This window comes from Pseudomonas sp. GL_093, assembly GCF_057837605.1.
In genome coordinates this window covers 2,655,020-2,681,169 of the sequence record NZ_CM174448.1, presented here as the reverse complement: position 1 = coordinate 2,681,169, position 26,150 = coordinate 2,655,020, and the positions used below count along the sequence as shown (strand labels likewise).

Sequence of the window (26,150 nt, the reverse complement as noted above, 5' to 3'; positions counted from 1 at the left end):
CGTCCTCATTGGCGACCGACACTGAAGTCGTGGCCCCAGTGGCTGACCACGGTGCTTTCAAAAGGTGTGTGGCAATCCCAATCCACCACCAGGCCATCGCAGCCGTACTCCAGGTCAAACCCGGACGGCGTCTTGATGTAGAACGAAATCATCTGATCGTTGGTGTGCTGGCCCAGGGTGGCCGACAGCTTCACGCCGTTGGCGTGCACCCGGTCCAGCGCTCGACCGACTTCGTCCAGCGCGTTGACCTCGACCATCATGTGCACGCAGCCGTGGGGCATCGGGCACTCGAAGATCGCCAGCGAGTGATGCCGACCGTTATTGCAGTGCAGGAAGTGGATGCGCTTTTGCGGCTCGGCCAGGTCCGGGGTGAAGCGGACTTTCATCAGGTCGGACAGTCCGAAACCGAGTACTTGCTCGTAGAAATCCCGGCAGCGCTCGAAGCTCGGCGCCGGTAGTACCACGTGGCCCATGCCCAATTCGTTGGTGACGAAACCCTTGACGCCGACCGGCGAGACGAAGCGTGCGAAGTCCTGCAACGGGCCCCAGAACAGTTCGTGACGGTTACCATCCGGGTCGCTGAAGTGCACCAGTTCCTGGACCTTGCGAACCTCGGCCTGGGCCACGGTGCCGCGGGTAACTTGCACATCGGCCTGTTCCAGAACGCTGACGGCGTGTTCAAGCGCCGCTTTGCCAGGCACTTCCCAGCCGCACGCACCGAAGCCGTTCTCAGCGCTTTTCTCCACCAGAATGCGGTAATGGCGCTCGTCCATTTTCAGGTGCAGCCGCTCATCGTCATCGCTGCCGACCACCATCATGCCCAGCACCTGGCTTGCGTACTGCCGCCATTGCGCCAGGTCGCTGGATAACAGGGTGACGTAACCCAGACCACGGATATCCATGGATGCACTCCTCGTTCTTTTTCTAAGGCCCCGCCGCACTCGGCGGCTGCCGGGGGAGACTTTATGCAGGGCTATTCAAGCGGGTTTGCGCGGGGGCAACATCGTCCAATGGGACTAGCGGAAATGACGGGGTGAGCGCATAAAAAACTGTGGGAGCGAGCCTGCTCGCGATGGGGTCATAACAGTCAACATTGATGTTGAATGTAAGACCGCTATCGCGAGCAGGCTCGCTCCCACAGGGGGTCATGCGGTGTTCAGTTGTTTATATGGCAGGTCTCAGCCTTTACGGAAATGCGGGATCACTTTCTCGCCAATGTTGCGCAGGGTCTCCAGTTGCGCCCATTGCGGCACGGTGCCCATCTGGCAGATGAACAGGATTTCGTCGGCACCGGCGTCGATCAGCCGTTGCACGTAACCGATGCAATCCTCGACGGTGCCGTAGGCGTGGTTGGGGTTCATCATCGCCATGGTCGGGTCGGAGAAATCGACGCTGACTTCTTCCGAAGCGAAGCGCGACTTGATCACGCTCTGGCCGTTGCCATCGACGAAGGTATCGTCCTTCCACTTCTCCGGGTCCGGACGCTCGCCACCGCCGTACCAGTAACCCAACGACTCCATGAAGTAGCGCTGGCCACGAATGCCGATGCGGCGCGCCTCTTCGTTGTCTTCAAGCACGATGGCCGGGCACAGGGCGGCGATGTGGCGGTTGGGGCGGAAGCCCACCTGCTGCTTCTCATCGCGGTTATCAAAGGCTTCGTGATAGACCTCAACCTTCTTGGCGATTTCTTCCGGGCCACCGAAGCCCAGCACCAATGCACCCATTGCGCGACCACCAGCCTTTTTCAGCGACTCGGTATTGGTGCAAGCCAGGTACATCGGCGGGTGCGGATCTTGATAAGGCTTGGGATGGATCGGTCGTTTGGGAATCTGCACGAAGTCGCCGTTGTGTTCGATTTCGTCCTGCACGAACATTTTCGGGATCAGGTACATCATTTCGTCGATCTGCGGCTGCAACGTGGCCAGGTCGTAACCGAAGGTGCCGGCCTCCTGCTGGGTGCCGCCCTTGCCTACGCCAAAATGCACCCGGCCCTTGGACAACAGGTCGAGGGTCGCGATGCGTTCCGCGACTTTCACCGGGTGGTTCATCGCTGGCGGCAAGCAGACCACGCCGTGGCCAATGCCGATGCGTTCGGTTTTGCCAGCGACGAAGGCCAGCATGGTTTCCGGCGCGGACATGTGCGAGTAGTTGCTCAGCGCCGTGTGTTCTACGCACCAGAAGGTGTCGAAGCCAAGCTTGTCGGCCAGCACAGCTTGCTCGACGGTATCTTCGAAAATCTTGCGGTCGCCTTCGCGGCTGGAGTCCACCGTCTGGGCTTCGTAAATCAGTGAAAATTTCATGGTTGATCCTTGTGTTTATTGGATGCGCAGTCGGCGCCAGAGACCTGTGCCTTGCCCCCATGCTCGGGCATCGACGGGGCGCTCGAATCACGCAAACGGACTAGCTGACTCAAAGGGAAAGTCAGAGAAAAAAGTCGTTACTGTCCTGTCCCATGCTGACCCCGCCGAGATTCCAGGCGTACTTGGCCGGGTTGTTCGCGACGTGGGCGCGGCCGGTGTGAATGTCGCGGAATGCCCGGTTGATTGCGTGGCTGCGGAAGATGGTCGAGGCGCCGCTGTTGAACATCAGGTCGGCAACCGCTTTGGCGCACTTGTCGGCCACCAGCGCCGAGTCGTAACGCATCTTCACCCGCTCGGGCATGCTCAACGGCTCTGCGCTTTGGGCCCGTTGCATCATCAGAGCGAAGTTGCGCAGCAGGACAGTTTTGCACTCGTCGACGCAGACCATGGCGTTGGCCAGCGCGGATTGCGCGGCCGGGTCCTGAACCATTTTGCGACCGTCGTTGACCCCGACCCGCGCGCGGTTGTGCTCGACAAACTGATCCACCGCGCCCTGCAGGGCACCAATGGCCGAGGACGACACAGCCCGCACAAAAATCTGCCCGAATGGCAGGCGGAACAGCGGCGCGGTGTTCACTGCGTTACCCGGACTGTCCTGCATGAAACCGTCGAACGCCCGATGAGTGCGGTACTCCGGAACAAAGGCGTTCTCCACCAAAATATCGTGGGAGCCGGTGGCTTCCAGGCCCATGACATTCCAGTTGTCGAGCACCTGATAGTCGCTGCGCGGCACCAGGAAAGTCCGATAATCCGGCGCCCCGCCCGCCTCCTCTGGCGGCACCAACGCCCCCAGGAACACCCAGTCGCAATGCTTGCTACCGGAAGAAAACCCCCAGCGCCCGCTGAGTTTGAAACCATTATCGACCCGCTCGACCTTGCCCACCGGCATATAGGAAGAAGAGATCAGCACACTGGAGTCGGCGCCCCAGACATCCTGTGCCGCACGGTCATCGAACAGCGCCAGTTGCCAGTTATGGATCGCCACCACCCCCAGCACCCAGGCCGAAGACATGCACCCTTCGGCGAGGGTCATCTGCACCTCGAAGAAGTCCTTGGGTTCCAGTTCATAACCTTCCCAGCGCGATGGCTGAAGAATGCGAAAGAACCCGGCGTCGTGGAAATCCTTCAGCGTTTCTTCAGGCAGCTGGCCGGCTTGCGCGGCGTTCTGGGCGCGTTCACGCAGGATCGGCACCAGCTCGCGGGCACGTTGGCTCAGACGCTGGCGAATCAGGTCTTGGTTGAGCATTTTTATTGTTCTCCTCGGTTCACCCCATCCGCCGGGGCGCGCGTGCAGCGGGGCGGATGCAGCACCGGTGGTGCTCGCCTCCACAGCGGCATTCAAGCAATGCGTGCGGCGGTGGGCATCCCTCAAACGGACCATGCGCCTAAGAGAAGAGCGAAAGAATGCAGCCTCCAGTAATTCCTGAAGTCGTTGAGTCAACCCTGAGAGATTGGCTGGCAGATAGACCGCCATCGCGAGCAAGCTCGCTCCCACAGAGGATCGGTGTTCACCCGCCGGGATTGGTCGGCTGACAGACCGCCATCGCGAGCAAGCTTTGCTCCTACAGAATCAAAAGCAAACCAGACGCACGCCTTCCGCTCCTCACCACTCAACAGGCCGAGCGTTAGCTCGCCTGAAGCTCTTGATCTTGATCCACCCGCCCCTTCGGGAGGCTGAGTGGAGGTGTGCATCCGGGGAGTGGCGCGCAGCGCCGTTCGACGCAGTCGAACACGCTGCATGTAGGTCGTCGCGAAGCAGACCGGAGGGCAGTGTCCCCGGATGGATACCGGAACGAAGGAACGCCGAGCCTAAGCGAGGGGCCGGACGCTCGGGGCGAGACTTTTTGGTTCCTTTTGTGGCGTTCCCTCCGTGTCAGGCTACCTGTCGCCCTTGTTGATTGACTCAATCATTCAAGAGGGCGAAGGTGCATAACAATGTCCAAAATGGGCAAGCGATACGAAAGCGACTTCAAAGACTGGGTCGTTCTGCAAATGATGCCGCCCCTCAATCGATCAGTGGCAGAACTTGCCGTTGCGCTCAATCTCACGCCACAGTCACTGCGAAACTGGAGGCAAATGGCTAGAGATAAGGGCTTGATCGTTCCGGGAAACGGCAAGACCAGTGATCAATGGTCAAGCGCCGATAAATTCAATGCGGTCATGGAAACCGCGCCATTGAGCGAGGTTGAGATCTCTCAGTACTGCCGAATCAAGGGCATTTACCCTGAGCAAATCCAACAGTGGCGAGTGGCTTGCCAAAACGCCAATCCGGTTGTTGATCTCAACTCTCGAACCTCCAAGACAGCCGAGGAACGGCGCATCAAAGTACTTGAGCGTCAACTGATCCAGTCTGATGCCGGTCGTGCGGAGGCGGTGGCCTTGCTGGAGCTCAGAAAAAAAGCCAATGCGATCTGGGGCAAGGACAAGGAAGACTGATCAACGCCTCTGATCGTACGCACGCCATGAAGTTGATTGCAGACGCGGTGCTGAATGGTGCTCGTCGATATCGAGCCTGTAATGAGCTGGGGCTGAGCCTGCGAACAGTTCAACGCTGGCGACACGCTGACTGTGATGGGCGACTGCTGGCTCAGCGGGCAATGCCGACGAACAAGCTCAGTGAGGCAGAGCGCCAAGCGGTTCTTGATGCTGCCAATCAGGCTGGCTACGCCAGCCTCACCCCGCACCAAATCGTTCCTAAGCTGGCTGATAAAGGCATCTATCTGGCTTCGGAGTCGACGTTTTATCGTGTGTTAAAAGCCGCCAATCAAAACGTGCGTCGTGGCCGTACCAAAGCCCCAAAACGCAGGGTGCTGACGACGCATCGCGCTGACGCTCCCAATCAAGTGTGGTGTTGGGATATCACTTGGCTGCCCAGCACTGTCAAAGGTCGTTTTTTCTACTGGTACATGGTCAAGGATGTCTTCAGCCGCAAGCTGGTTGCCAATGAAGTGCATGAGGTTGAATGCGCTGAACACGCGTGTGAGCTGCTCAGAAAAGGATGCTTACGTGAACACACAGCAGGTCGTCCGTTGGTGCTGCACTCGGATAACGGCCACGTTATGAGAGGCTCTTTGTTACGTGAAAGCATGATCGCCCTGGGCGTCGAACCCTCTTTTAGCCGGCCAAGGGTGAGCAATGATAACGCCTATGCCGAGGCACTTTTTCGCACCGCAAAGTACTGCCCACTCTGGCCGGATCAACCATTTGATACGGTCACGGAAGCAAGGCTTTGGGTACAGAAATTTATCGAGTGGTACAACGAAGATCACCGCCACAGTGCTTTGAAATACGTGACACCAAACGAACGCCACGAAGGCAAAGCTACAGCTTTATTAAAAGCTAGAGCAGCGCTGTATGAAGATGCGAGGGAAGCTAATCCGAGCCGCTGGAGTACTCGGACACGGAACTGGAAGCTCGCAGATGCGGTGTATTTAAACCCGGAACGCCCTGAAATTAGGGGCGCAACGGGCTAACAACTGTAGGAGCAAGGCGACAGGTACCTTGACACGTACCGCGTTTGACAAAAGGGACTCGCCGTAAGGGCGAAACCGCCAGCCGCCGTTACCGCAGCAACGGATATGTACACCACCAACAGGAACATGGTCGGCCCAGAGGCCGCCAAGGCCTAGTCCCCTCGGACGATGTTACGGAGGGGAGTCAGAGCAAGAATCCATCGCACACCATGCACAACGAAAGGGCAAGTGCGATGAACGACATCAATCTGAAAGCCGACATGCTCCAGGCCATGCGCCGCCTGGCCAAGTCAGTCACCATAATCAGCACCAGTAACGGCTCCGAGCGCTTCGCCATGGCCGCCACGGCAGTCGACTCCCTCAGCACCGAACCCCCATCACTACTCATCTGCATCAACAAAACCGCCTCCCCCCACGCCGCACTGGCGACCGGCGCAGACTTCTGCGTCAACATCCTCGGCGTCGAACAACAAGACCTCGCCCACCTGTGCAGCGGCGCAATCAAAGGCGAAGCACGATTCGACCGAGGCAACTGGCTGACCAGTGCCGGCGGCATTCCCTACCTGGGAGACGCCCAATCGGCAATCCTCTGCCGGCAAGACGGCCACTTCAGCTACGGCACCCACACCGTCTTCATCGGCCGCATCCTGCAAATCCACACCAGCGAAGCGATCACCCCGCTGGTCTACCTCGACGGCACCTACACCACCACCGCCAAACCCGTACCCTCCTTCGCTGTCGCCGGCTGAGGCCTGAAAAAATGGACAGCCTGAACGGGTTGACGGCGTTGCGAGTCAGCAGCGCCGACCAGCTGCAATGGGATGATCGCTGCGACTTGCTGGTGGTCGGTTTCGGCGGCGCCGGCGCCTGTGCCGCCATCGAAGCGGCCAGTCGCGGATTGGCGGTGCTGGCACTGGACCGCTTTGAAGGTGGCGGCGCCACCGCGCTCAGTGGCGGAGTGGTGTATGCCGGTGGCGGCACGCCGTATCAGCGCCAGGCTGGCTATGAAGACAGCAGCGAAGCGATGTTCAACTACCTGCGCCGGGAAGTCGGCGAGGCTGTCAGCAGCCAAACTTTGCGGGACTTCTGCGAAGGCAGTTGTGAACAACTGGCGTGGCTTGAGCGTCAGGGTGTCGCGTTCGAATCCAGCGTGCCACCGCACAAAACCTCGTACCCAAGCGACCAGTACTACCTTTATTACTCCGGCAACGAAGCCGTGCCGGCCTATGCCGCCGTTGCCAAACCGGCACCTCGCGGTCACCGCACCAAAGGCCCCGGCATGTCCGGCGCCAGTCTGTTTGCCCCGCTCAAGGCCAGCGCCTTGCGTCACGGTGCGCGCCTGCGCAGCCAGTGCGAAGTGCGGCGGCTGGTGCTCGACACCAGCGATCACGTGTTGGGGGTCGAAGCCTGGCACCTGCCGCCCGGTAGCCGCGCAGCCCGTCAACATGCCCGGCTTTCGCGCTGGGCCAGCGCCATCCACATGTACGCCCCGGCATTGGCCGACCGTTTGCGCGCTCGCTTGCGACGCATCGAACAAACCAGTGCCGAACGCCAGCTGATTCGCGCCGAACAGGGTGTGTTGCTGAGCAGCGGCGGTTTTATCTTCAATCGCGGCTGGGTCCGCCAGCATGCGCCGCAGTATCTGGCCGGTTTGCCGCTGGGGACCACTGGCTGTAACGGCAGCGGAATCGCCCTGGGCCAGAGTGCCGGTGGCAGCGTGGCGCGGATGGACAAGGTCAGCGCCTGGCGCTTTATCAATCCACCGCTGGCCTGGGCCCGAGGGCTGATCGTCAACGCTCGGGGTCAGCGTTACGCCAACGAAGAAATCTACGGTGCGACCCTCGGCCACGCGATGGTCGAAGAGCAGGACGGCCGCGCGATTCTGATTCTCAACCGGGCGCTGGTGCGCGAGGCATTGCGTCAGGTCGGGCCGGGCAAGGTCTGGCAATTCCAACGCCTGCCGGTGCTGCTCAATTTGCTGTTCAACGCCCGGCGCAGCAACAGCTTGACGAAGCTGGCCAAGCGTTGCGGGTTGCCCGTCGAGGCCCTGCGACAGAGCGTAGAAACTTATAGCCGCGCCGCGCGGGGCGAAGTCGTTGATACGTTCGGCAAGTCGCAAGCCATGCTCGCCGACATGGACCAGGGGCCGTGGTGCGCCCTCGATCTGTCCTTCGCCAGCCGCCTGTTTCCCTGCCCGGTCATCACCCTTGGCGGGCTGAAAGTCTGCGAGCACAGCGGTCAGGTGCTGGACCACGCCGGTCAGCCGATCCGTGGTCTGTACAGCGCCGGCCGCAATGCAGTCGGGGTCGCTTCCAACCTTTATGTCTCCGGCCTGTCGCTGGCCGATTGCATCTATTCCGGTCGCCGGGCCGCTGCCCATCTGGTCGATCAAGTCGCACTTCAAACCACACGCTCAGGAGAACAACAATGCAACGTGTAGAAGGCAAAGTCTGCATCATCACCGGCGCCGCCAGCGGCATCGGTCGCGAAGACGCCCTGCTGCTGGCCCGTGAAGGTGCCAAAGTGGTGCTGACCGATCTCAACGAAGAAGCCGGTCGCCAGGTCGCCGCAGAAATCGGCAGCAATGCGCTGTTCATTCGCCATGACATCGCCAGCGAAAGCGACTGGCAACAAGTGATCAAAACCACCCTGGAACACTTCGGACGCCTCGACGTGCTGGTGAACAACGCTGCGATTCTGGCCTTGGGCAGCATCGAAGACACCACGCTGGAACTGTGGCAGAAGGTGCAGAAAATCAATGGAGACGGTTACTTTCTCGGCTGCAAATACGCGATCCAGGCCATGAAGGAAACCGGCGGCGGCTCGATCATCAATATGTCGTCGGTGGCCGCGCTGGGCGCGATGCCGATGTTCTGTGCCTACTCGGCGTCCAAGGGCGCGGTGGCGGCAATGACTCGCTCGATTGCCTTGCACTGCAAGCAACAGGGCTACCGCATTCGCTGCAACAGCGTGCACCCGGATGGCGTCAACACGCCGATGACCCAGGCCTTGACCGGCGGCCAGCCGATCCCTCAGGAAGCCCTCGACCAAGACCCGATGAACCGCATGTGCGCGCCCCGGGACATTGCCAATGTGGTGCTGTTCCTCGCCACTGACGAGTCACGTTTCGTCAACGGTGCCGAGATCCGCGTCGACAACGCCCAATTGATCAGCGGGCTCTGAGGCCGAGGTGAACATGGGCACGCAACAGCAGAACCTGACACCGGCCGAATCAGCGACGGGAAGCTACTCATTGCAAGTGTGCGCGGTGATCGACGAGACCTTTGATGCGCGCTCGCTGGTGCTGGATATACCGCCAACCTTGCGTGAGCGCTTTCGTTACAAACCGGGCCAGTTCCTGAGTTTTCGCGTGCCTTGCGCCGGCAAGCTGTTGACCCGCTGTTACTCCATGGCCAGCTCGCCGCTGTCGGATGCGCTGCCCAAGGTCACGGTCAAACGGGTCGAGGGCGGCCGGGTGTCGAACTGGATGAACGAGGTACAGGTCGGTGACTGGCTGGAGGTGTTGCCGCCAGCCGGGCATTTCTGTCTGAACGAGGAGCAATCGGTTGATAGACCCCTGGTGCTGTTCGGCGGAGGATCGGGCATCACCCCGGTGTTTTCGATCCTGAAATCAGTGCTGCACAGCAGCCGGCGGCCGATCAAGTTAGTCTACGCCAACCGCGATGAAGCCTCGGTGATTTTCAAGGATGAGCTGCGTCAGTTGATCAAGGCGCATCCTGATCAACTGCACGTGGTGCATGTCCTCGACTCGGTTCAGGGTTTCCTGACCGAGGCTCAGGTGCGTCATCTGCTGCGCGGTTCGGCTGGTGGTGACTACTTCATTTGCGGACCGGCGCCGTTCATGGACACCGTGGAGCGCACGCTGCTGGGACTGGGCGAAGCCGCCGAACGCATCCATGTCGAGCGCTTTGTCTCGCCTCCGGATCCCGACGAACTACTTGCTGAAGCAACCCTGGCTCGGGCCGCGGCCCTCGGATCACGGTGCGAGGCGTTGATTGTCGAGCTCGATGGTCAGCAACACGAAATTGCCTGCCGCCCCGGCGACACCCTGCTGCAAAGCTGCAAAGCGGCAGGCCTGGACGTGCCCTCCTCTTGCGAAGAAGGTTTTTGCGGGGCCTGCATGTGCGTCGTCCAGGAAGGTGAGATTCAGTTGGCACGCAACGATGTGCTCAGCCCCAAAGAGTTGGCCGAAGGCTGGACGCTGGCCTGCCAGAGCCGTCCAACCGGTGCCCGAGTACGGTTGAAATTCCCGGACTGAACGTCCGTCAGCCATAGTCTCAACGGACGATCACCTTGGCCGGGTCTGCGGTTAGACTCGGCCACAGCATTAGCCCACAACAATAAAAGAGGTGCAGTTATGGCTCGTTTGCAGAACAAGGTCGCGGTGGTTACCGGCGGCGCTTCAGGGATCGGTCTGGCCTGTGTGCGTCGCTTCGCCGCTGAAGGCGCGCAAGTGGTGGGGCTGGACATCGGCACCGCACCGGCGGATTTCCCTGGCCTGTTCATGACCCTCGATGTGCGCGATGAAGCGCAGGTCCAGCAGGTCATGCAAGAAGTCATCGGCCACTTCGGGCGCATCGACGTGCTGGTCAACGCAGCCGGCGTTGCCGATCAGGGCAGCGTGACCCAGACCACCACCGCCAACTGGCAACGGGTGATGGACATCAACCTGACGGGCAGCATGCTCACCAGCAAATACGCGCTGGAATCTATGGTGTCCCAACGCAGCGGTTCGATCATCAACATCGGCTCGATCTTCGGCCTGCAAGGCTGCGACGGCAACGTTGCTTACAACGTCTCCAAGGGCGGCATCAACCAGCTGACCCGCTCGATGGCCATTGATTACGGCTACGCCAATATCCGCGTCAACGGCTTGTGCCCCGGCCTGATCGAAACGCCGATGACCAGCATGGTCCGCGAGCAGGAAGCCTTCCACGCCTTCTTCGCCTCGCAGCACATGCTCAATCGCTCCGGGCAACCGGAAGAAGTGGCCAGCGTCGCGCTGTTCCTGGCCTCGGACGAGGCGTCCTTTGTCAGCGGCCAGATGATCGCCGTGGACGGTGGTTTCTCCGCCGGTCGCCGCTTCGCCCCGCCCGCCGCGTAACATCTATCCGGCCGGGCACCCTGCCCGGCCTCTCCCCTTTTCGCACTTGTCCTCTAGCCGAGGAGGCCCCATGCCGCCTGTCGCAAACGCACTGACCATCGCCCAACTGTTCGCCAACGCTGCCCAGGCCTACGGCGACCGCCCGGCCATCGAGGATGACGGGCGCTCGATCAGCTACCGAGAACTCGACCAACTGCGCCGCCAAGCCGCCCGCGCGCTGCTGTCAATGGACGTTCAAGCCGGGGATCGGGTGGCGATCTGGGCGCCTAATATGTGGGAATGGATCGTGGCCGCCGGTGCGCTACAAAGTGTCGGCGCAGCACTGGTGCCACTCAACACCCGCATGAAGGGCAGCGAGGCGGGTTACATCCTTCGCGAAAGCGGTGCCTGCATGCTGTTTGCCATCGGTGAATTTCTGGGTGCCGATTACCCGCGCATGCTGGCGTCTGAAGATCTGCCGGCGCTGCGCCAGATCGTCACCTTGCGTAGCGGTGGGTCGGGCACCCTGAGCTGGGATGACTTCCTCGACCTGGGCGCAGACGTTTCGCAATTGTCCCTGCGAACCCGCGAACAAAGCTTTGGCCCGCAAGCGCTGTCTGACCTGCTGTTCACCTCGGGTACCACCGGCAAGCCCAAAGGCGTGATGACCAACCACAGACAAAACCTGCGGGTGATACGCGACTGGAGCGAGGTGGTGGGTTTGTGTGAGGGCGATCGCTACCTGATCGTCAATCCGTTCTTCCATTCCTTCGGTTACAAGGCCGGTTGGCTGGCGGCGCTGATGCGCGGCTGCACCATCGTGCCGCAACAGGTGTTCGATGTGCAGGCGGTGCTTGAATGCGTCGAGCGCGAACGGATCACCGTGCTGCCCGGCCCGCCGACCCTCTATCAGTCATTGCTCGCACATCCGCAACGCAGCGAATTTGACCTGACGTCATTGCGGGTAGCGGTGACGGGGGCCGCGGCGATTCCGGTGAAGATGATCCGGCGCATGCGCGACGAACTGGGATTTGCCACCATCGTCACCGCCTACGGTCTTACCGAAGTCTGCGGTTTTGCGACGATATGCCGTCCTGGTGATTCGCCGGAATTGGTCGCCAACACCAGTGGCCGGGCCATGCCTGGCGTGGAAATCCGCTGCGTTGGCAGCACCGGTCGCAGCCAGCCGGCCAACGTTCCCGGCGAGGTTCAGGTGCGCGGCTACAACCTGATGCAGGGTTATTTCAATGATCCGCAGGCCAGCCGGGAAGTCCTCGATGCCGACGGCTGGCTGCACACCGGGGACATCGGCGTGCTCGACGAACAGGGTTACCTGCGCATCACCGACCGCCTCAAGGACATGTTCATCACTGGAGGTTTCAACGTGTACCCGGCGGAGATCGAACACTGTTTGCTGACCTACCCCGGCGTGGCCCAGGTCGCGGTGATCGGCATCCCCGATGAACGTCTTGGTGAAGTGGCAATGGCCTTCTTGCTGCCGGCTCCAGGCATGGAAATCGAGCAGGCCCGATTCCTCGCCTGGTGCCGCGAGCAGATGGCCAACTACAAAGTCCCGCGCCGGGTGCGGGTGCTTGAGAGCATGCCGCTCAACGCAGCGGGCAAAGTGACCAAGAATGTGTTGCGTGAGTGGGCATTGCAGCCAGTCAATTAAACGCAATCCCTGTGGGAGCGAGCTTGCTCGCGATAGCGTCAGGTCAGTCAACATTGATGTCGGCTGACACTCTGCTATCGCGAGCAAGCTCGCTCCCACAGGGGCTTGTATTTGACCTGCCGAATGTGGGCTAGACCACCCGTGCCGGATGCTGCTGGCGCGGGTCGCCGAGCATGGCGATGCCGCTCAACGCAGCGGGTAAAGTGCCCAAGAATGTGTTGCGTGAGTGGGCATTGATGCCTGTCAGTTAAACGCAATCCCTGTGGGAGCGAGCCTGCTCGCGAAAGCGGTGTATCAGTCAGCATCAATGTTGAATGAACAATTGCCTTCGCGAGCAGGCTCGCTCCCACAGGGTTTTGTGATTGACCTGCCGAATGTGGGCTAGACCACCCGTGCCGGATGTTGCTGGCGCGGGTCGCCGAGCATGGCGCGGTGGGAAGGTGGCTGGCGGCCGCCGGCTTCGCTGATGCCGTAACCGGCGGCGATTTCGGCGGTGATTAATGTCTGCCCGGAGAACGTCATCAACTGCGGGTCATTGAGCAATGCGTGAATCACCCGGCCATTGAATTGCGGGGTTTCGGCATCCGCCAGAAAGGCCTTGTATTGCTCGCCATGTTGCTCGCCGGCTATCCGGGTGCGTTCGGTCAGTTGCGGGCCGAGCCATAGCGATAACGCCGCCACGCCTCGCCCCTCGAAGTCGATGGCCATGTCGGCCGCCAACTTGTCGCAACCAGCCTTTTGCGCGCCATACGCAGGACCATGCATGTAACACCCGGCACCGAATGACGAGGTGAAACAGATCAGCCCTCGACCGCTGCGCAGCAACAACGGCGCGGCGTGATAACTGGCGATATAAGCCGAACGCAGACCGACGTCGAGGATCCGTACCAGGTCCAGCGGTTTCTCCCAGAAAGGTCCCGGCTCGATCAACTGGTCATGAATGAACGCGGCATTATTCACCAGCAAATCCAGTTGCCCGCATTCCTTTTCAACCCGCGCGAACAACGCCTGGACCTGCGCATCATCGGCATGATCGCAGACCACCGCGATCCCCCGCCCACCCGCCGCAGTAATCGCGTCAGCCGTGTCCTTGAGTGAGCCGCGCAATGCATGCCCATACACATTCGATCCACCGTGCTCCGGCGCACGTCCGGTGACAAACACCGTCATGCCCGCAGCGCCAAGGGCCAGGGCAATGCCCTGACCGACGCCGCGACTGGCGCCGGTCACCACCGCGACTTGTTTAAGTGGCTGATTCATTCGACGCTCCTGAACAGGCTTTTGGCCGAGCTGGTCTCGCTCTGACACTTGATGTGATTGGCCGCCACGTAACCGAAGGTCATTGCCGGGCCGATGGTCGAACCGGCGCCCGGGTACGTGCGCCCCATCATCGAAGCGGCGCTGTTGCCGATGGCATACAAACCGTTGATGGGTTGCCCGTCCTCATGCAATACGCGGGCGTGAACATCGGTCAGCAAACCACCCTTGGTGCCGATATCCCCGGCATCAATGCGCACGGCGTAGAACGGACCTTTGAGCAACGGCGCCAGGCAAGGATTGGGCTGCACATTCGGGTCACCGTAGTAGCGATCGAACAGCGATTGACCTTTATGGAAATCTGCGTCGACACCCTGCACAGCCATGCCGTTGAAACGCTGGATCGTACGGACCAGACCGGCACCGTCGACGCCGATTTTTTCTGCCAGCGCCTGCAAACTCGCAGCCTTGTAAAAGTACTCGCGCAGTTGCTCGGGCAGCTGCCAATCGGGCTGCGCATAGCCTGGTAGTAACGCGCCGCAGGGGTACTTGCGGCGAAATTCGGCGTCGAACACCATCCAGCACGGCACACTCACCGCGCCTTCGCGATTGTTGGCGTACATCGCGTAAACGATATCGGTATAGGGCGCGGCTTCGTTGACGAAGCGCTCGCCGGCAGAGTTGACCAGCACGCAGCCCGGCAAGGTCCGCTCGACGAACAGTGCACGCTGTTTTTCTTCGCCCTGGACATGAGTGGTCGGCGCCCACCAACTGTGGTCCATCAGCGCGGTGCGAGCACCGATTGCCTGACCGGCGCGAATGCCGTCACCGGTATTGTGCGGCGGCGTGGCACTCCAGGTGGCCTGGGACGGCTGTGGCAGATACTGCGTACGCATCGCCTGATTACGCTCGAAACCACCGGCCGCGATGATCACGCCGTAGCGTGCCTTGACGTTGAGTAACTGCCCGTCGCGACAGACGCGAGCGCCGCCAACCCGATCACCCACGAGCAGCAGTTCTTCCAGTGCACAGTTCAGCCAAAGGGACTTGCCGCGATCCTGCAACGAACAGCGCAAGGCGCCGATCAAGGCATTGCCAAGGGTCAGGAAGCGGTCGCGGCGTGACAACCGCCGCCCCTCGCGGTCACGCCAGTAACGCCACATCACCCGCAGCGTCAATCGCAACCAGCCAGGGCCACGGCACAACAGCACCTGCGCCTCTTTCATGGTCATCGCCATGCGTCCCATCATCAGTGTTCCGGGGGATGGCGCACGCATGCGCAGAAATTCCTCACCCAGTTCGGCAGCATCAAACGGTTGTGGGTCCATGGAGCGGTAACCCGGTTTTCCGCCTTCGACTTCCGGGTAGTAATCGGCATAAGCGGGTTGCGCCTCGAAGCGCACGCGGGTCTGTTGTTCAAGGTATTCGACCATCTCGCGGCCGTGTTCGACATAGGCTTCGATGCGCCCGTCATCGATCTCGCCATGGGTCACCGCACGGATATAGGCGATCGCTTCTTCCGCCGAATCACTGCCGCCCAGAGCTTTGATCCGGTGGTTGTCAGGTATCCAGATGCCGCCGCCGGACACCGCCGAGGTGCCGCCGTACTCGGCGCTTTTCTCGATCAATAGCGCATTGAGCCCCAGGTCATGGGCACGCAGCGCCGCAGTCATTCCCCCCGCTCCGGAGCCAATCACCAGTACATCGCAGCACTCATCCCATTTGATCCCGGCAGCTTTCATGCGATCACCCTTGCTCAGCGCCCATCAGGCAAAAACCGCCGCCGCCAGATCTTCGCCCGGTGCAGTCGGTCTCGGGATTGTTCGCCGCGTGCCCTGAACGGTCATCGTCCGATGGGACTAAGGCGATGGGCGCCCCAGCCCCGTGCAAATCGCTTAGTCCGCTTGGACGATGTTGCGCCCCAAAGCTGACTCCATAGTCGCCCACAGCACCAATCACCCCCCTGAAATGCAGGTCGGGCAGGTCTGACCTGGGCATGAGGACGACATGATAAAAACAATAATCGCCCCACAATCGCTGCACACTCGCGTACAGCTGGCCATGCTCTTGCTGGCTGGTGGACTGGGCAGTCAAGCCAGCGCCATGAGTTTCCAGCCGAACGAGGATTTGAGCGTCGACTGGGATACCACACTGACGTACAGCCTGGCCTGGCGGACCGAGTCTCGCGATCACAAGCTGACGGCCAATGCCAACGGCAACGATGGCGACAACGCGTTCGACAAAGGCAGCCTGATCAACAACCGCAGCGGTTTTCTCACCGAGGCCAACATCAAATGGCGTGAGGACTACGGCGTGTTCCTGCGGGGGACGGGCTTCTACGACAACGTTTACGATCAGGGCAACGACAACGACACAGGCACCTCGAACTGCTTCGCCGGCGGTCATTGCAACCGTCCCGACCGATTTTCCCAGGACACCATCGACCAGCATCGCAATGAACTGCGCATGCTCGATTACTACGCGTACGGCACCTGGGACATCGGTGGCCACAACTTCAACGCACGTCTGGGTAATCAGGTGGTGAGCTGGGGTGAAAGCCTGTTCTACCCCGGCATTTCCGCCGCGCAGAGCCCGGTGGATGCGACCAAGGCGACCACGCCGGGCGTCGAGGTCAAGGAGATCCTGTTGCCGGTCGGTCAACTGTTCACCCAGTTCAGCCTGACCGACAGCCTCGATATCCAGGCCTACTACCAATACAAATGGGAGAAGACCGAGCTGTTCGGCGTGGGTAGCTACTTTTCCACCACCGACTTCATCGACGAGGGTGGCTTCAACGACGCCAGCGGTTTCCTGACACGCCTGGGTGACGACAAGCCGAGCGACAGCGGCCAGTACGGTGTCGCGTTTACCTACGCCGCCGCGTCGCTGAACAACACCGAGTTCGGTCTCTACTACTCGCGGTATCACGACAAGACCCCGTCGCTGGATTTCCAGACCGACCTGGGGCACTACCGGGTGCGCTATTTCGACAACATCGACCTGTTCGGCGCGAGTTTCGCCACCGTACTGGGCAGCGTGAGTTGGGCCGGTGAAGTTAGCTACCGCGACGGTTCGCCGGTGATGGTCGACAACGGTTTCTCCAGCCCCGTGCGTGGCAAAACCCTGCAGGCGCAGACGTCGATGATTTACGTGGTCGGCCCGACTTCATTTGCCGATAACACCACCCTGACGGGTGAGCTGGTCTACAACACCGTGCTCAGTAACGACAAGTCCGCCCCGGTAAACCTGGCCCCCGGCTTCTCGCTGCCGGGCACTGACAGCCTGGTCTACGACCGCGATGCCTGGGGTTATACGGTGCAAGCGAACTTTGACTACAACGACGTGTTCAGCGGTTGGGACATGTCGGTGCCAGTCACCTTCAGCGCCGCCGCACACGGTGACAGCTCGTTGGTGGGTTCCATCAACTCTGGCCAAAACGACAACCGCGCCAGTATCGGCAGTTCGTGGCGTTACCTCGGCAACTTCACCGTCGAAGCCCGTTACAACGCCTACCTCGGCAACGCCAACAACAGCCCGTTGGCCGACCGCGACAACGTCGCGCTCAACTTCAAGTACCGGTTCTGATTCCCCTGATGGAGGAGCACAGCATGTCTAGATTCACCCACACATTGTTGGGCACGGCGTTGGCCGTCAGCCTGCTCGGCAGTGGCCTGGTTCAGGCCAAAATCAGCAATGAAGAAGCCGCACGTCTGGGTCAGGACCTGACCCCGATGGGGGCCGAGAAAGCCGGCAACGCCGACGGCAGCATCCCGGCCTGGACCGGTAAATGGCGCGGCCTGCCACCGCAGCTCAAATACGCCGGCCCCGGTTCGCCGTACCCGGACCCGTACGCGGCCGAAAAGCCGTTGTTCGTGATCGATGCCAAAAACATGGACAAGTACGCCGACAACCTCACCGATGGCCAGAAAGCGTTGCTTAAACGCTACCCCGCGACCTTCAACATTCCGGTGTACCCGAGCCATCGGGACTTCCGTTTCGATCAGCGCCTGGAAGAGGCCGTGAAAAAAAACGCGGTCACCGCCGAACTGTCCAACGACAATAACGACACGCAAAACGCCTGGGCCGCTTCACCGTTTCCGATTCCGAAAAACGGCAGTGAGCTGATGTTCAACCACACCCTCGCCGGGCGCGCCAATACCGAAGAGGCCAACTACCAACAAGCGGTGGTCTATTCCAACAAGGAACGGGTACTGGAAGAGGTCAATTACAAGATCTACTCGATCTGGTCCAGCCCGGACAAAACCCTGGACAGCGCCAACGGGATTCTTACCAACTTCCTGATCACCACGCTGGAACCGGTGCGCAAGAAAGGCGAGATCGTCGTCGGTCACGAGTTCATCAACCCCACCGCGTCGCCGCGTCAGGCCTGGCAGTACAGCCCGGGACAACGTCGGGTCCGTCGTGCGCCGACAGTAGGTTATGACTCGCCGACCGGGGCCGGTGGCTTCCGGGTCTACGACGAGGACCGCTTGTTCAACGGTGCGCCGGATCGCTACAACTGGACCATCGTCGGCAAGAAAGAAATCTACATCCCGTACCACAACTACAAGATCGACGACCCGAGCGTGACCTCGGACCAGATTCTGGCCACCACCGGTCACGTTGATCCGCAGTACATGCGCTATGAGAAGCACCGCGTCTGGGTACTGCAAGCCACCCTCAAGGAAGGCGCGCGCCACGTGTACGCCAAGCGCGTGATGTACCTGGACGAGGACACCTGGGCCGCCACCCTCGCCGACAACTACGACAGCCGTGGGCAACTGTGGCGCACCAACATGCAGACCTCGATCTACGCCTATGAGATGCAGCGCTACCACGCTCGCCTCGGGATCTACCACGACCTGATCGCTGGTTCGTATCTGGTGGACCGCATGCTGGTCGATCAAAAACCGGCGAAGCTGAATGCCACTGCTTTTACTGACGACGAATTCACCCCCGGCAACCTGCGCAAACTCGGCACCCGCTAACCCCTCCGCGCCCCGACCGATTTATTCGGTCGGGGCGTTGTGCTTTTTCAAAACCATCCTTTCACGGAAGACTCTCCCATGAACAAACTGCTTGTTGGCGCTCTCGCCCTGGCCAGCGTCGGTCTGTCGATGCAGGCCAACGCCTTGAACATTCTGCTGACCAACGACGATGGCTGCCGTGCCCCCGGGATCGATGCGATGTACCGCGCCCTCACCGCCGCCGGGCACAAGGTCACGCTGGTTGGCCCGTTGAACGACAGCAGCGGCATCAGCGCCGCCAGCGTGGTCGTGCCCGGGCAGGCGTTGGCAGTGACCGAACTGGCGCCGGGCAAATTTTGCGTCGGCCCACCCGAGGGCTACACCCCGCCCCCGGGCAAGACTTCCGCCATCGGCACCCCGGTGGATGCAGTCAATGTTGGCCTGGACGTGCTGCTCAAAGGCAATCCGCCAGACCTGGTGGTGTCGGGCAGTAATTTTGGCGAAAACGTCGGCCCGCTGACGCAAATGTCCGGCACCTTGAACGCAGCGGTCCGCGCGATGTTCAAGGGCATTCCGGCGGTGGCGGTGTCGACGGCCATCGACATGGACCTGATCATCCGCGACCAACCGGCCGGCTACCGCAAAACCCTCGGTGCCATGGACGACACCGCCCGGTTTGCGGTGAAGGTCATCGAGCAGGCAAGCCTCGCGGGTGCTCAAGCCAAACAGGCCTGCGAAAAAAACAACCTCGGCTGCGAATTGAATGTGCTCGGTTTGCCGGGTGTCAGCGGGTTGAATATCAATTACCCGGCGCTGGCCGCCAGTGAGGTCAAAGGCGTGAGTTTTGTCCCGATCGGCAATTGGGATCGCGTGAACTTCACCTCCCAGCGCGGCGCCGACGGCGTGGTTCACGTCAACCTGGTCGCCCCGCCGACACCGACGGCCGCCCAGCAACAGGCCGATGCGTATCAGTTGTGGCAGGGGCACGCGGTGATCACCGTGATCGACGGCAACATGAGTGCACCAGTTGCGGTGCAGGATCAGGCGAAGGAAATGTTGCGAGACGTTAAACCTTGAGACAGCGCAAAACCTGTGGGAGCGAGCTTGCTCCGGGCGGCGTTCCGACGATGAGGTCAGCACATTCAATATTAATGGTGCCTGCCAAACCGCTATCGCGAGCAAGCTCGCTCCCACAGGGTTACTGGGTGTACACAATATCTGCGAACACCCCGAACTACTGTGGGAGCGAGCTTGCTCGCGATGACGGCGACACGGTTTCTGATCAAACCCAGATCGCATCCCACAGAGGATACTCGCCGAGCCGCTCTACCAGCCCGGCCCGTAACGGGTTAGCGATGACATATCGAGCAAATTGCACCAAGTCCTCATCTCGCCGCAGCGCCCGATCGTGATAACCCTGTTGCCAAAGGCTGCCTCTTCGACCGGAGGACATGTTCACCGAGCGCGTACTCAATGATTTGGTTTTTTGCATCAGTTCACTCAGTGAGCACTGCTGCAATTCGATCAACCAATGAAAATGATCGGGCATGACAACCCAGGCCAAAGACTTCGCCCAGCCTTGCTCCTGTGCACTTCGAAATTGGTCGACGACCATCCTGCCCAAGCCGAAATCCTTGAAAACAGGTTCTCGGTCAAGCGTGTTGGTGGTCAATAGATAAATCCTGCTGGGTTCGGGATAGCGGCCGACGCGTAGACGATGTGAAGCGGGTAAATCAGGCATTCCTTTGCCTCTCTCATGCTGATGTCATGAGAAGGCTAGACCTGTAAATGCCAGAGGGTGAGACAGACTTTAAGCTAAATGTGTCTGATAGATAGCCATCGCGAGCAAGCTCGCTCCCACAGTGGTTTTGGTTGTTCTCGGATTTTGTGTACACCCACTACCCCTGTGGGAGCGAGCTTGCTCGCGATGACGGCGCCACTGTCAACATCAATGTTGACTGACAGTCTGCCATCGTCAGGACGCCGTGCTCGCTCCAGATAACGCCCTGCGCAGGTCTGCCGCGGCATCGGACAAGGCTTGCGCAGCGCGCTCGACAAACGGCGCCATGCTGATAAATCCGTGAATCATGCCCTCGCAGCGCTGCACGCGTACCGACACGCCGGCTTCTCGCAGGCGCAAGGCAAACGCCTCGCCCTCATCCCGCAAAGGATCAAACTCGGCGCTGATCAAGGTGGTCGGCGGCAAGTCCACCAACCGGTCGGCGCGCAACGGCGAGGCCAAGGGATCATCCCCCTGATCGGCATCCTGCAGGTACTGCTGCCAAAACCAGTACATCATTCCAGCGCTGAGGAAATAGCCCTCGGCAAAATCCTCATAAGACTGACTGTCGCAGCGTGCATCGGTGACCGGGTAAAACAGGCACTGATAACTGATTTTCGGCCCCTGGCGTTGCGCCGCCAGGCGACTCACGGCGAGCGCCAGGTTGCCCCCGGCGCTGTCCCCGGCCAAGCCCAGTCGGCTACCATCGACGCCCAGTTCAGACGCGTGCTCGACCAGCCAGCAGGTGGCCGCATAACAATCGAGCGGGGCCGCCGGGAATTGGTTTTCCGGCGCCAGTCGGTAGGCGACCGACACCACCACCGCCTCCGTCAGACTGGCGAGTGAACGGCAAAGGTTGTCGTGGGTGTCGAGGTTGCCCATGACAAAACCGCCTCCGTGGAAGAACACCAGCAGCGGCAGGTTGTCCTGCTCCAGTGGCCGATACAGCCGCGCATCCAGCTCGCCCGCCGCGCCGGCGACCCGCAAGTTACGCACTTCGATCATCGGATCGCCGGGGATGGCGGGCAGCAGGTTGTCGCAAAACTGCCGATATTGCTTGGCATCGAGCTGACTGAAGTCGGGTTCCGGCAGGTCGCGAAACTGCTGGAGCACTGCGGCGATCTGCTTATCGAGCGGCATGGGCATCTCCCCCTACATCGGTCATTTGAAACTGCGGATTGGTTTCTTCCAGGATGCTTTGCACACGTCGCTCCAGCGCCGGTTTGAAACCTTTGTGAGGAAAGACCCAGAAGCGTTTTTCGGCGATGGCGGCGAACACCTGCTCCGCCAGTTCGCTCGGCGTCATGCCTTGGCGGATGCTGCTATCGAGCAATTGACTGAATGACGAACCGGCCGCGTCCACCACTTGATTCGACGCCATGATTTCGCTGGCCACCGGCCCTGGGCACACCACCGAGACCGAGACCGGCACACCGAGCATGCTCAATTCGTAATGCAGGGTTTCCGAGAGTGCGACCACTGCCTGTTTGGTCACGTTGTAAGGCGCCATCAACGGGCTGCTGAGCAAGCCCGCGAGGGACGCCGTGTTGATCACATGGGCCGCCCGCCCCTGGCGCAAAAACAGCGGCACGAAACTGCGAATGCCATTGATCACACCGGTGAGGTTGACGTTGAGCATTCGTTGCCATTGCTGCGCAGTGATTTCCCAGCTGTAGCCGGTCTGCATCACTCCGGCGTTGTTGAACAGCAGATCAACCCCGCCAAAGTGTTCGAGGGCGATGTCGCGCAAGCGCTCGACTTGCGCCAGATCGCCAACATCTGTGACGCAAGCAATCGCCTGCGTACCGCCCGTCTGTAGTTCATCGCACAGCGCTTGCAACCCCGGCCCATCGAGATCGGCCAGCACCAGGCGCATCCCCAACCTTGCCGCATGCTCGGCCAAACCCCGGCCAATACCACTGGCGGCCCCGGTAATCACCGCGACCGGCCCTTGTTCATTGCTCATCGCCAACTCCTGCACTGGGTCCAATGGCGTCAGTAGAGCGGGCGGGCGTAAACCGGCCATCGTCCATTCAGACGATGCCCGCTTCTACAGGGGCGGCAGAATCCGTGACAGGCGCCAAACCCGTGAACCCTGGGAGAATAATAAGATGAGTACCTTGCACCGCATCGAAGCCAAACTGCTGGAAGACCGCTACGCCCGTGGCTGGCATTGTCTGGGTCTGGCCACCCAATACCGCGACGGCAAAGCCCATCGCCTGGAGGTGTTCGGCACCCGGCTGGTGGCCTTTCAGGGCGAAGACGGCGAGCTGCATATTCTGGATGGCTATTGCCCGCACATGGGCGCCGACCTCAGTACCGGTTGTGTTGAAGGCAACTCGATTCGCTGCCCGTTCCACGCCTGGCGCTGGGGTGCCGATGGTGTCTGCGATGACATTCCTTACGCCAAACGCATTCCGCCACGGGCACGGCTCAAGAGCTGGCCACTCATGGAGGAAAACCAGTTGCTGTTCGTCTGGAATGACCCGGAAGGCAACCCGCCGCTCCCTGAGCAGCGCATCCCGCGCATTGACGCTTGCTTCAGTGACGAGTGGGCCGCGTGGGAAGTCGCCGAACTGCAGATCGGCACCAATTGCCGCGAATTGATCGACAACATCGCCGACATGGCGCACTTCGGCACGGTGCATGGCGCACCCGTCGAGGCGTTCAGCAACGTCTTCGAAGGCCATCTGGCCACCCAGATCATGAGCGCCCGCAGTGAGCGCTTGTCCGGCGACGGCGCGTTGAGCACCGTGGCCACCTACTTCGGCCCGGCCTACCAGATCACCGAAATGACCGGCGCGATGAACGGCCAGCCGATCCATTCGATCCTGCTCAACTGCCATGTGCCGATCGACCTCGACAGCTTCACCCTGCGCTATGGCGTACTGGTGAAAAAGATTCCGGGGCTGAGCGAAGAACAGAATCAGGCGATGGCCAAGGCCTATGTGCAGCAAGCACAGGAAGCCTTCTACGAAGACGTGACGATCTGGCACAGCAAGACCCGCGTCGACAACCCGTTGCTGTGTGACGGCGATGGCCCGGTCTATCAGCTGCGCCGCTGGTACGAGCAGTTCTACACCGACGTCGCGGCGCTCTCGGCCGACGTGCTGGAGCAAAAACGGTTCGTCGTGCGCACCACCGAACAGGCCTGAACACCGCGGCCTTTTGCGCTTCCTGCGCCTGACCGGCAGCCGCCCGTCAGGCCTTGAGCCCGAGCGTTGCATGGAGTCGATATCGGCGCTTATTCTCGGCCACCGCCAACGCTAATAATAAAAACGGTTTTCCCTATGCAGCAGAGCCTCAGCCTCGATACGTTCAGTGATTTGATCGGCAACCTCTATCAGGGACCGCTGGAAACCATTCCCTGGGCGACCTTTCTCAACCAGCTCAACGTGTACCTGGAAAGCAAGTACGTGACCTTCATCCTGCGTCCGCCCAGCGCGCATGTGGATGGCTTGATGGTCAACACCACCGGCACGTCGACCGAGGCGACCGCGTCGTATAACAAACACTTTTTCACCCTCGACCCGTTCGTCGACCTGCCCAACCGCCAGGTGGTGACCCTCGCCGAGTTCGTGTCCAACGACGATTGGCAGCACTCGGAGTTCTACAAGAATTTCCTCGAACCGGTGGATGTGTTCCACATCCTCGGCGCCGACATCAACACCTGCGACGGCGCCCAGTGCCGTATCCGCATCAGTCGCGGACGCGATGACAAGGCCTTCGGCAACGAAGAGAAAGCCTTGCTGACGCACTTCATTCCGCACCTGGAACGCTCGATCAAGATCCACATGCAGCTCAATCGCATCGAAGCCGAGCGCAACCTCTATGCCGGTGCGGTGAATCAGTTGGCGGTCGGTACGATCATCCTCGACGAGGCTGGCAAAGTGCTGCAAACCAACCAGGTCGCCGATCGGCTGATCCAGGAAAAGGACGGCATCAAACTGGTCAACGACGGCCTGCAAGTCGGCACCGCGCGAGACACTCAAGAGTTCCGGCGCCTGGTGAAGCAATCGCTGCTCTCGCAAAAAAGCAGCAACCCGTCGGTGGTCGAAGCCCTGCGCGTGCAACGACCGTCCGGGCGGGCGGACCTGGGGATCATCGTGCGCTCGGTGCCGTTGTCGGACTGGAGCGAAGGCAAACAATGCCCCACCGTGGTGATTTTCATCAGCGACCCGGAACAGCAATCCACCGCACCACAGGAGATCGTCCGCGCGCTGTTCGACTTCACCCCGGCCGAAACTCAACTGGCCATGTTGTTGGCCAACGGCTTAACCCTCGACGAAGCCTCCGAGGAGCTGGGCATCAGCCGCAACACCTCGCGGGCGCACCTGCGGTCAACCTTCTCCAAGACCGGCGTGACCCGCCAGACCATGCTCGTGCGGCTAATCCTGCGCAGCGTGGCGACCCTCGGTTAGCGTTCAAGCTCCGCCCTCGTCCGCTCGGACGATGGCGGCCATCCCGGCACGGCGCACAGTGGCTTCATCCCAACCAGGGGCCTGACCATGCGCAACTGTCCAACCATCCTCAAGACTGAATTGCTGGCTGAAAGCGGCTATTTTCAGATCGAAGCTTTGCACCTGCAATTCAGCAACGGCCAACAGCGGGTTTACGAGCGTCTGCGCGGCACCGGTTATCGCTCGGTGATGCTGGTGGCGATGCCTGATCCGCTGCATGTGTTGCTGGTGCGTGAATATGCGGTCGGTGTCGAAAAAACCGTGCTCGGCCTGCCCAAGGGCGGCGCGGAGCCTGATGAAGACTATCTGCAAGCGGCGCAACGTGAACTCTGCGAAGAAGTCGGGATGCGCGCCGCACGCCTCAGCGAACTGGGCGAACTGACCCTGGCACCGGGTCACCTGTGCCATCGCTACCGGGTGGTGCTGGCCGAACAGTTGAGTCCCTGCCAACTGGTCGGCGACGAGCCCGAACCGCTGGAATGCCTGCGCGTGCCACTGGCGCAGATCCCCGACCTGGTGGCCCGCGGCGAACTCAATGAAGCGCGGGCCATTGCTGCACTGTTCATGGCCATGGGCGCCCTCGCCCGGCGCGGCTGACCCCAATCCCAGACAACACTCAAAACCTGTGGGAGCGAGCCTGCTCGCGATGAGGCCGGCACATTCAGCATCGATGTCGTCTGACACACCGCCATCGCGAGCAAGCTCGCTCCCACAGGGGATCGAGGTCGTACGCAAATACCCGGGCTGACCCTTCCACAGGTCATTGCCGATCGGGACGAATGTCATCGGCTAGTCCATTCGGACGAAGCCACGTTCCGCCAGCCGCAATACCTTGCCTCTACAACAATAAAATCCGTGTCGAGGCTCGCTATGCGAAAAGCCACCTGTGCCCTGTTCATCATCGTCTGCGCCGGCAGCACCGCCAGTCTGTGTCAGCTGTTCAAGAATGAAGCCTACCGACCGACCACCGCGTTCTTCAGTTGCTCGGCCAGTGCCATCAATTGCTATCCCCCGCTGGTGCGTAATCTGCTCCCATAAAAAAACCACCGGGCCTGCAAGCAAGGCCGGTGGCTTTTT

At 60.8% G+C, this 26,150-nt stretch carries 22 protein-coding genes; 14 read left to right on the top strand and 8 right to left on the bottom strand.

Annotated features, from left to right (window positions below; translation table 11 throughout):
• Positions 1 to 5: 5 nt before the first annotated feature.
• The 3 genes from AC3IUE_RS12340 to AC3IUE_RS12330 form a co-directional block, all read right to left on the bottom strand.
• A complete protein-coding gene (locus tag AC3IUE_RS12340; protein ID WP_489267696.1) occupies positions 6 to 902 on the bottom strand; it encodes a VOC family protein in 897 nt (298 codons plus the stop codon).
• Between the two features lie 276 nt (positions 903 to 1,178).
• Complete coding sequence (locus AC3IUE_RS12335; protein WP_201118042.1) at positions 1,179 to 2,300, bottom strand: LLM class flavin-dependent oxidoreductase; 1,122 nt, start codon at positions 2,298 to 2,300, stop codon at positions 1,179 to 1,181.
• Positions 2,301 to 2,421: 121 nt separating this feature from the next.
• A complete protein-coding gene (locus AC3IUE_RS12330; protein WP_489267694.1) occupies positions 2,422 to 3,606 on the bottom strand; it encodes an acyl-CoA dehydrogenase family protein in 1,185 nt (394 codons plus the stop codon).
• Between the two features lie 698 nt (positions 3,607 to 4,304).
• On the opposite strand from AC3IUE_RS12330, the gene AC3IUE_RS12325 reads away from it, so the two are divergent.
• The 7 genes from AC3IUE_RS12325 to AC3IUE_RS12295 all read left to right on the top strand — a co-directional run bounded on the left by AC3IUE_RS12325 (position 4,305) and on the right by AC3IUE_RS12295 (position 12,609).
• Positions 4,305 to 5,833, top strand: a protein-coding gene (locus AC3IUE_RS12325; protein ID WP_185752810.1) for an IS3 family transposase whose coding sequence is annotated in 2 segments (ribosomal slippage) — positions 4,305 to 4,746 and positions 4,746 to 5,833 — 1,530 coding nt in all. Because the reading frame shifts where the segments join, the coding sequence is not laid out codon by codon here.
• Between the two features lie 233 nt (positions 5,834 to 6,066).
• Entirely contained in the window at positions 6,067 to 6,582 is a 516-nt protein-coding gene (locus tag AC3IUE_RS12320; protein WP_046049829.1) for a flavin reductase family protein, read from the top strand.
• Between the two features lie 11 nt (positions 6,583 to 6,593).
• Positions 6,594 to 8,273 carry an FAD-binding protein gene (locus AC3IUE_RS12315; RefSeq protein WP_489267691.1) on the top strand — a complete coding sequence of 560 codons (1,680 nt, stop codon included), beginning with the start codon at positions 6,594 to 6,596 and terminating at the stop codon, positions 8,271 to 8,273.
• A complete protein-coding gene (locus tag AC3IUE_RS12310; protein WP_046049827.1) occupies positions 8,261 to 9,016 on the top strand; it encodes a glucose 1-dehydrogenase in 756 nt (251 codons plus the stop codon). The genes AC3IUE_RS12315 and AC3IUE_RS12310 overlap by 13 nt, the downstream gene beginning before the upstream one ends.
• A gap of 13 nt (positions 9,017 to 9,029) precedes the next feature.
• The gene (locus AC3IUE_RS12305) at positions 9,030 to 10,112 is read left to right on the top strand and encodes a 2Fe-2S iron-sulfur cluster-binding protein (protein WP_489267689.1); all 1,083 of its coding nucleotides are present in this window, start codon (positions 9,030 to 9,032) and stop codon (positions 10,110 to 10,112) included.
• Positions 10,113 to 10,211: 99 nt separating this feature from the next.
• Entirely contained in the window at positions 10,212 to 10,958 is a 747-nt protein-coding gene (locus AC3IUE_RS12300) for an SDR family NAD(P)-dependent oxidoreductase (protein WP_095128519.1), read from the top strand.
• A 70-nt stretch (positions 10,959 to 11,028) separates the two neighbouring features.
• Entirely contained in the window at positions 11,029 to 12,609 is a 1,581-nt protein-coding gene (locus AC3IUE_RS12295) for a FadD3 family acyl-CoA ligase (protein ID WP_489267687.1), read from the top strand.
• A 381-nt stretch (positions 12,610 to 12,990) separates the two neighbouring features.
• Here the strand turns inward: AC3IUE_RS12295 and AC3IUE_RS12290 are convergent, their stop codons facing one another.
• The gene (locus AC3IUE_RS12290) at positions 12,991 to 13,869 is read right to left on the bottom strand and encodes an SDR family NAD(P)-dependent oxidoreductase (protein WP_489267685.1); all 879 of its coding nucleotides are present in this window, start codon (positions 13,867 to 13,869) and stop codon (positions 12,991 to 12,993) included.
• Complete coding sequence (locus tag AC3IUE_RS12285; RefSeq protein WP_489267683.1) at positions 13,866 to 15,608, bottom strand: FAD-dependent oxidoreductase; 1,743 nt, start codon at positions 15,606 to 15,608, stop codon at positions 13,866 to 13,868. The genes AC3IUE_RS12290 and AC3IUE_RS12285 overlap by 4 nt, the downstream gene beginning before the upstream one ends.
• 265 nt (positions 15,609 to 15,873) lie before the next feature.
• Here AC3IUE_RS12285 and AC3IUE_RS12280 point away from each other — a divergent pair, with 265 nt between their 5' ends.
• The 3 genes from AC3IUE_RS12280 to AC3IUE_RS12270 all read left to right on the top strand — a co-directional run bounded on the left by AC3IUE_RS12280 (position 15,874) and on the right by AC3IUE_RS12270 (position 19,910).
• A complete protein-coding gene (locus AC3IUE_RS12280) occupies positions 15,874 to 17,451 on the top strand; it encodes a DUF1302 domain-containing protein (RefSeq protein ID WP_489267681.1) in 1,578 nt (525 codons plus the stop codon).
• Between the two features lie 23 nt (positions 17,452 to 17,474).
• Positions 17,475 to 18,854, top strand: coding sequence for a DUF1329 domain-containing protein (locus AC3IUE_RS12275; protein ID WP_056744741.1), 1,380 nt, complete (start codon positions 17,475 to 17,477; stop codon positions 18,852 to 18,854).
• Between the two features lie 78 nt (positions 18,855 to 18,932).
• Positions 18,933 to 19,910, top strand: a complete 978-nt coding sequence (locus AC3IUE_RS12270) for a 5'/3'-nucleotidase SurE (RefSeq protein WP_489267679.1) — start codon at positions 18,933 to 18,935, stop codon at positions 19,908 to 19,910.
• A 205-nt stretch (positions 19,911 to 20,115) separates the two neighbouring features.
• Here AC3IUE_RS12270 and AC3IUE_RS12265 read toward each other — a convergent pair whose 3' ends face one another.
• The 3 genes from AC3IUE_RS12265 to AC3IUE_RS12255 all read right to left on the bottom strand — a co-directional run bounded on the left by AC3IUE_RS12265 (position 20,116) and on the right by AC3IUE_RS12255 (position 22,579).
• A complete protein-coding gene (locus AC3IUE_RS12265; RefSeq protein WP_489267677.1) occupies positions 20,116 to 20,574 on the bottom strand; it encodes an REP-associated tyrosine transposase in 459 nt (152 codons plus the stop codon).
• Between the two features lie 234 nt (positions 20,575 to 20,808).
• Positions 20,809 to 21,753 carry an alpha/beta hydrolase gene (locus AC3IUE_RS12260; RefSeq protein WP_489267675.1) on the bottom strand — a complete coding sequence of 315 codons (945 nt, stop codon included), beginning with the start codon at positions 21,751 to 21,753 and terminating at the stop codon, positions 20,809 to 20,811.
• On the bottom strand, positions 21,740 to 22,579 hold the full coding sequence (locus tag AC3IUE_RS12255) for an SDR family NAD(P)-dependent oxidoreductase (RefSeq protein ID WP_489267673.1): 840 nt from the start codon (positions 22,577 to 22,579) through the stop codon (positions 21,740 to 21,742). The genes AC3IUE_RS12260 and AC3IUE_RS12255 overlap by 14 nt, the downstream gene beginning before the upstream one ends.
• A gap of 145 nt (positions 22,580 to 22,724) precedes the next feature.
• On the opposite strand from AC3IUE_RS12255, the gene AC3IUE_RS12250 reads away from it, so the two are divergent.
• The 4 genes from AC3IUE_RS12250 to AC3IUE_RS12235 all read left to right on the top strand — a co-directional run bounded on the left by AC3IUE_RS12250 (position 22,725) and on the right by AC3IUE_RS12235 (position 26,111).
• Entirely contained in the window at positions 22,725 to 23,768 is a 1,044-nt protein-coding gene (locus tag AC3IUE_RS12250) for a 3-ketosteroid-9-alpha-monooxygenase, oxygenase component (RefSeq protein ID WP_489267671.1), read from the top strand.
• A 135-nt stretch (positions 23,769 to 23,903) separates the two neighbouring features.
• Complete coding sequence (locus AC3IUE_RS12245; RefSeq protein ID WP_046054842.1) at positions 23,904 to 25,034, top strand: helix-turn-helix transcriptional regulator; 1,131 nt, start codon at positions 23,904 to 23,906, stop codon at positions 25,032 to 25,034.
• Between the two features lie 87 nt (positions 25,035 to 25,121).
• Complete coding sequence (gene nudE / locus AC3IUE_RS12240; RefSeq protein WP_403144318.1) at positions 25,122 to 25,670, top strand: ADP compounds hydrolase NudE; 549 nt, start codon at positions 25,122 to 25,124, stop codon at positions 25,668 to 25,670.
• Positions 25,671 to 25,943: 273 nt separating this feature from the next.
• Positions 25,944 to 26,111, top strand: a complete 168-nt coding sequence (locus tag AC3IUE_RS12235; RefSeq protein ID WP_177338880.1) for a hypothetical protein — start codon at positions 25,944 to 25,946, stop codon at positions 26,109 to 26,111.
• Positions 26,112 to 26,150 lie beyond the last annotated feature (39 nt).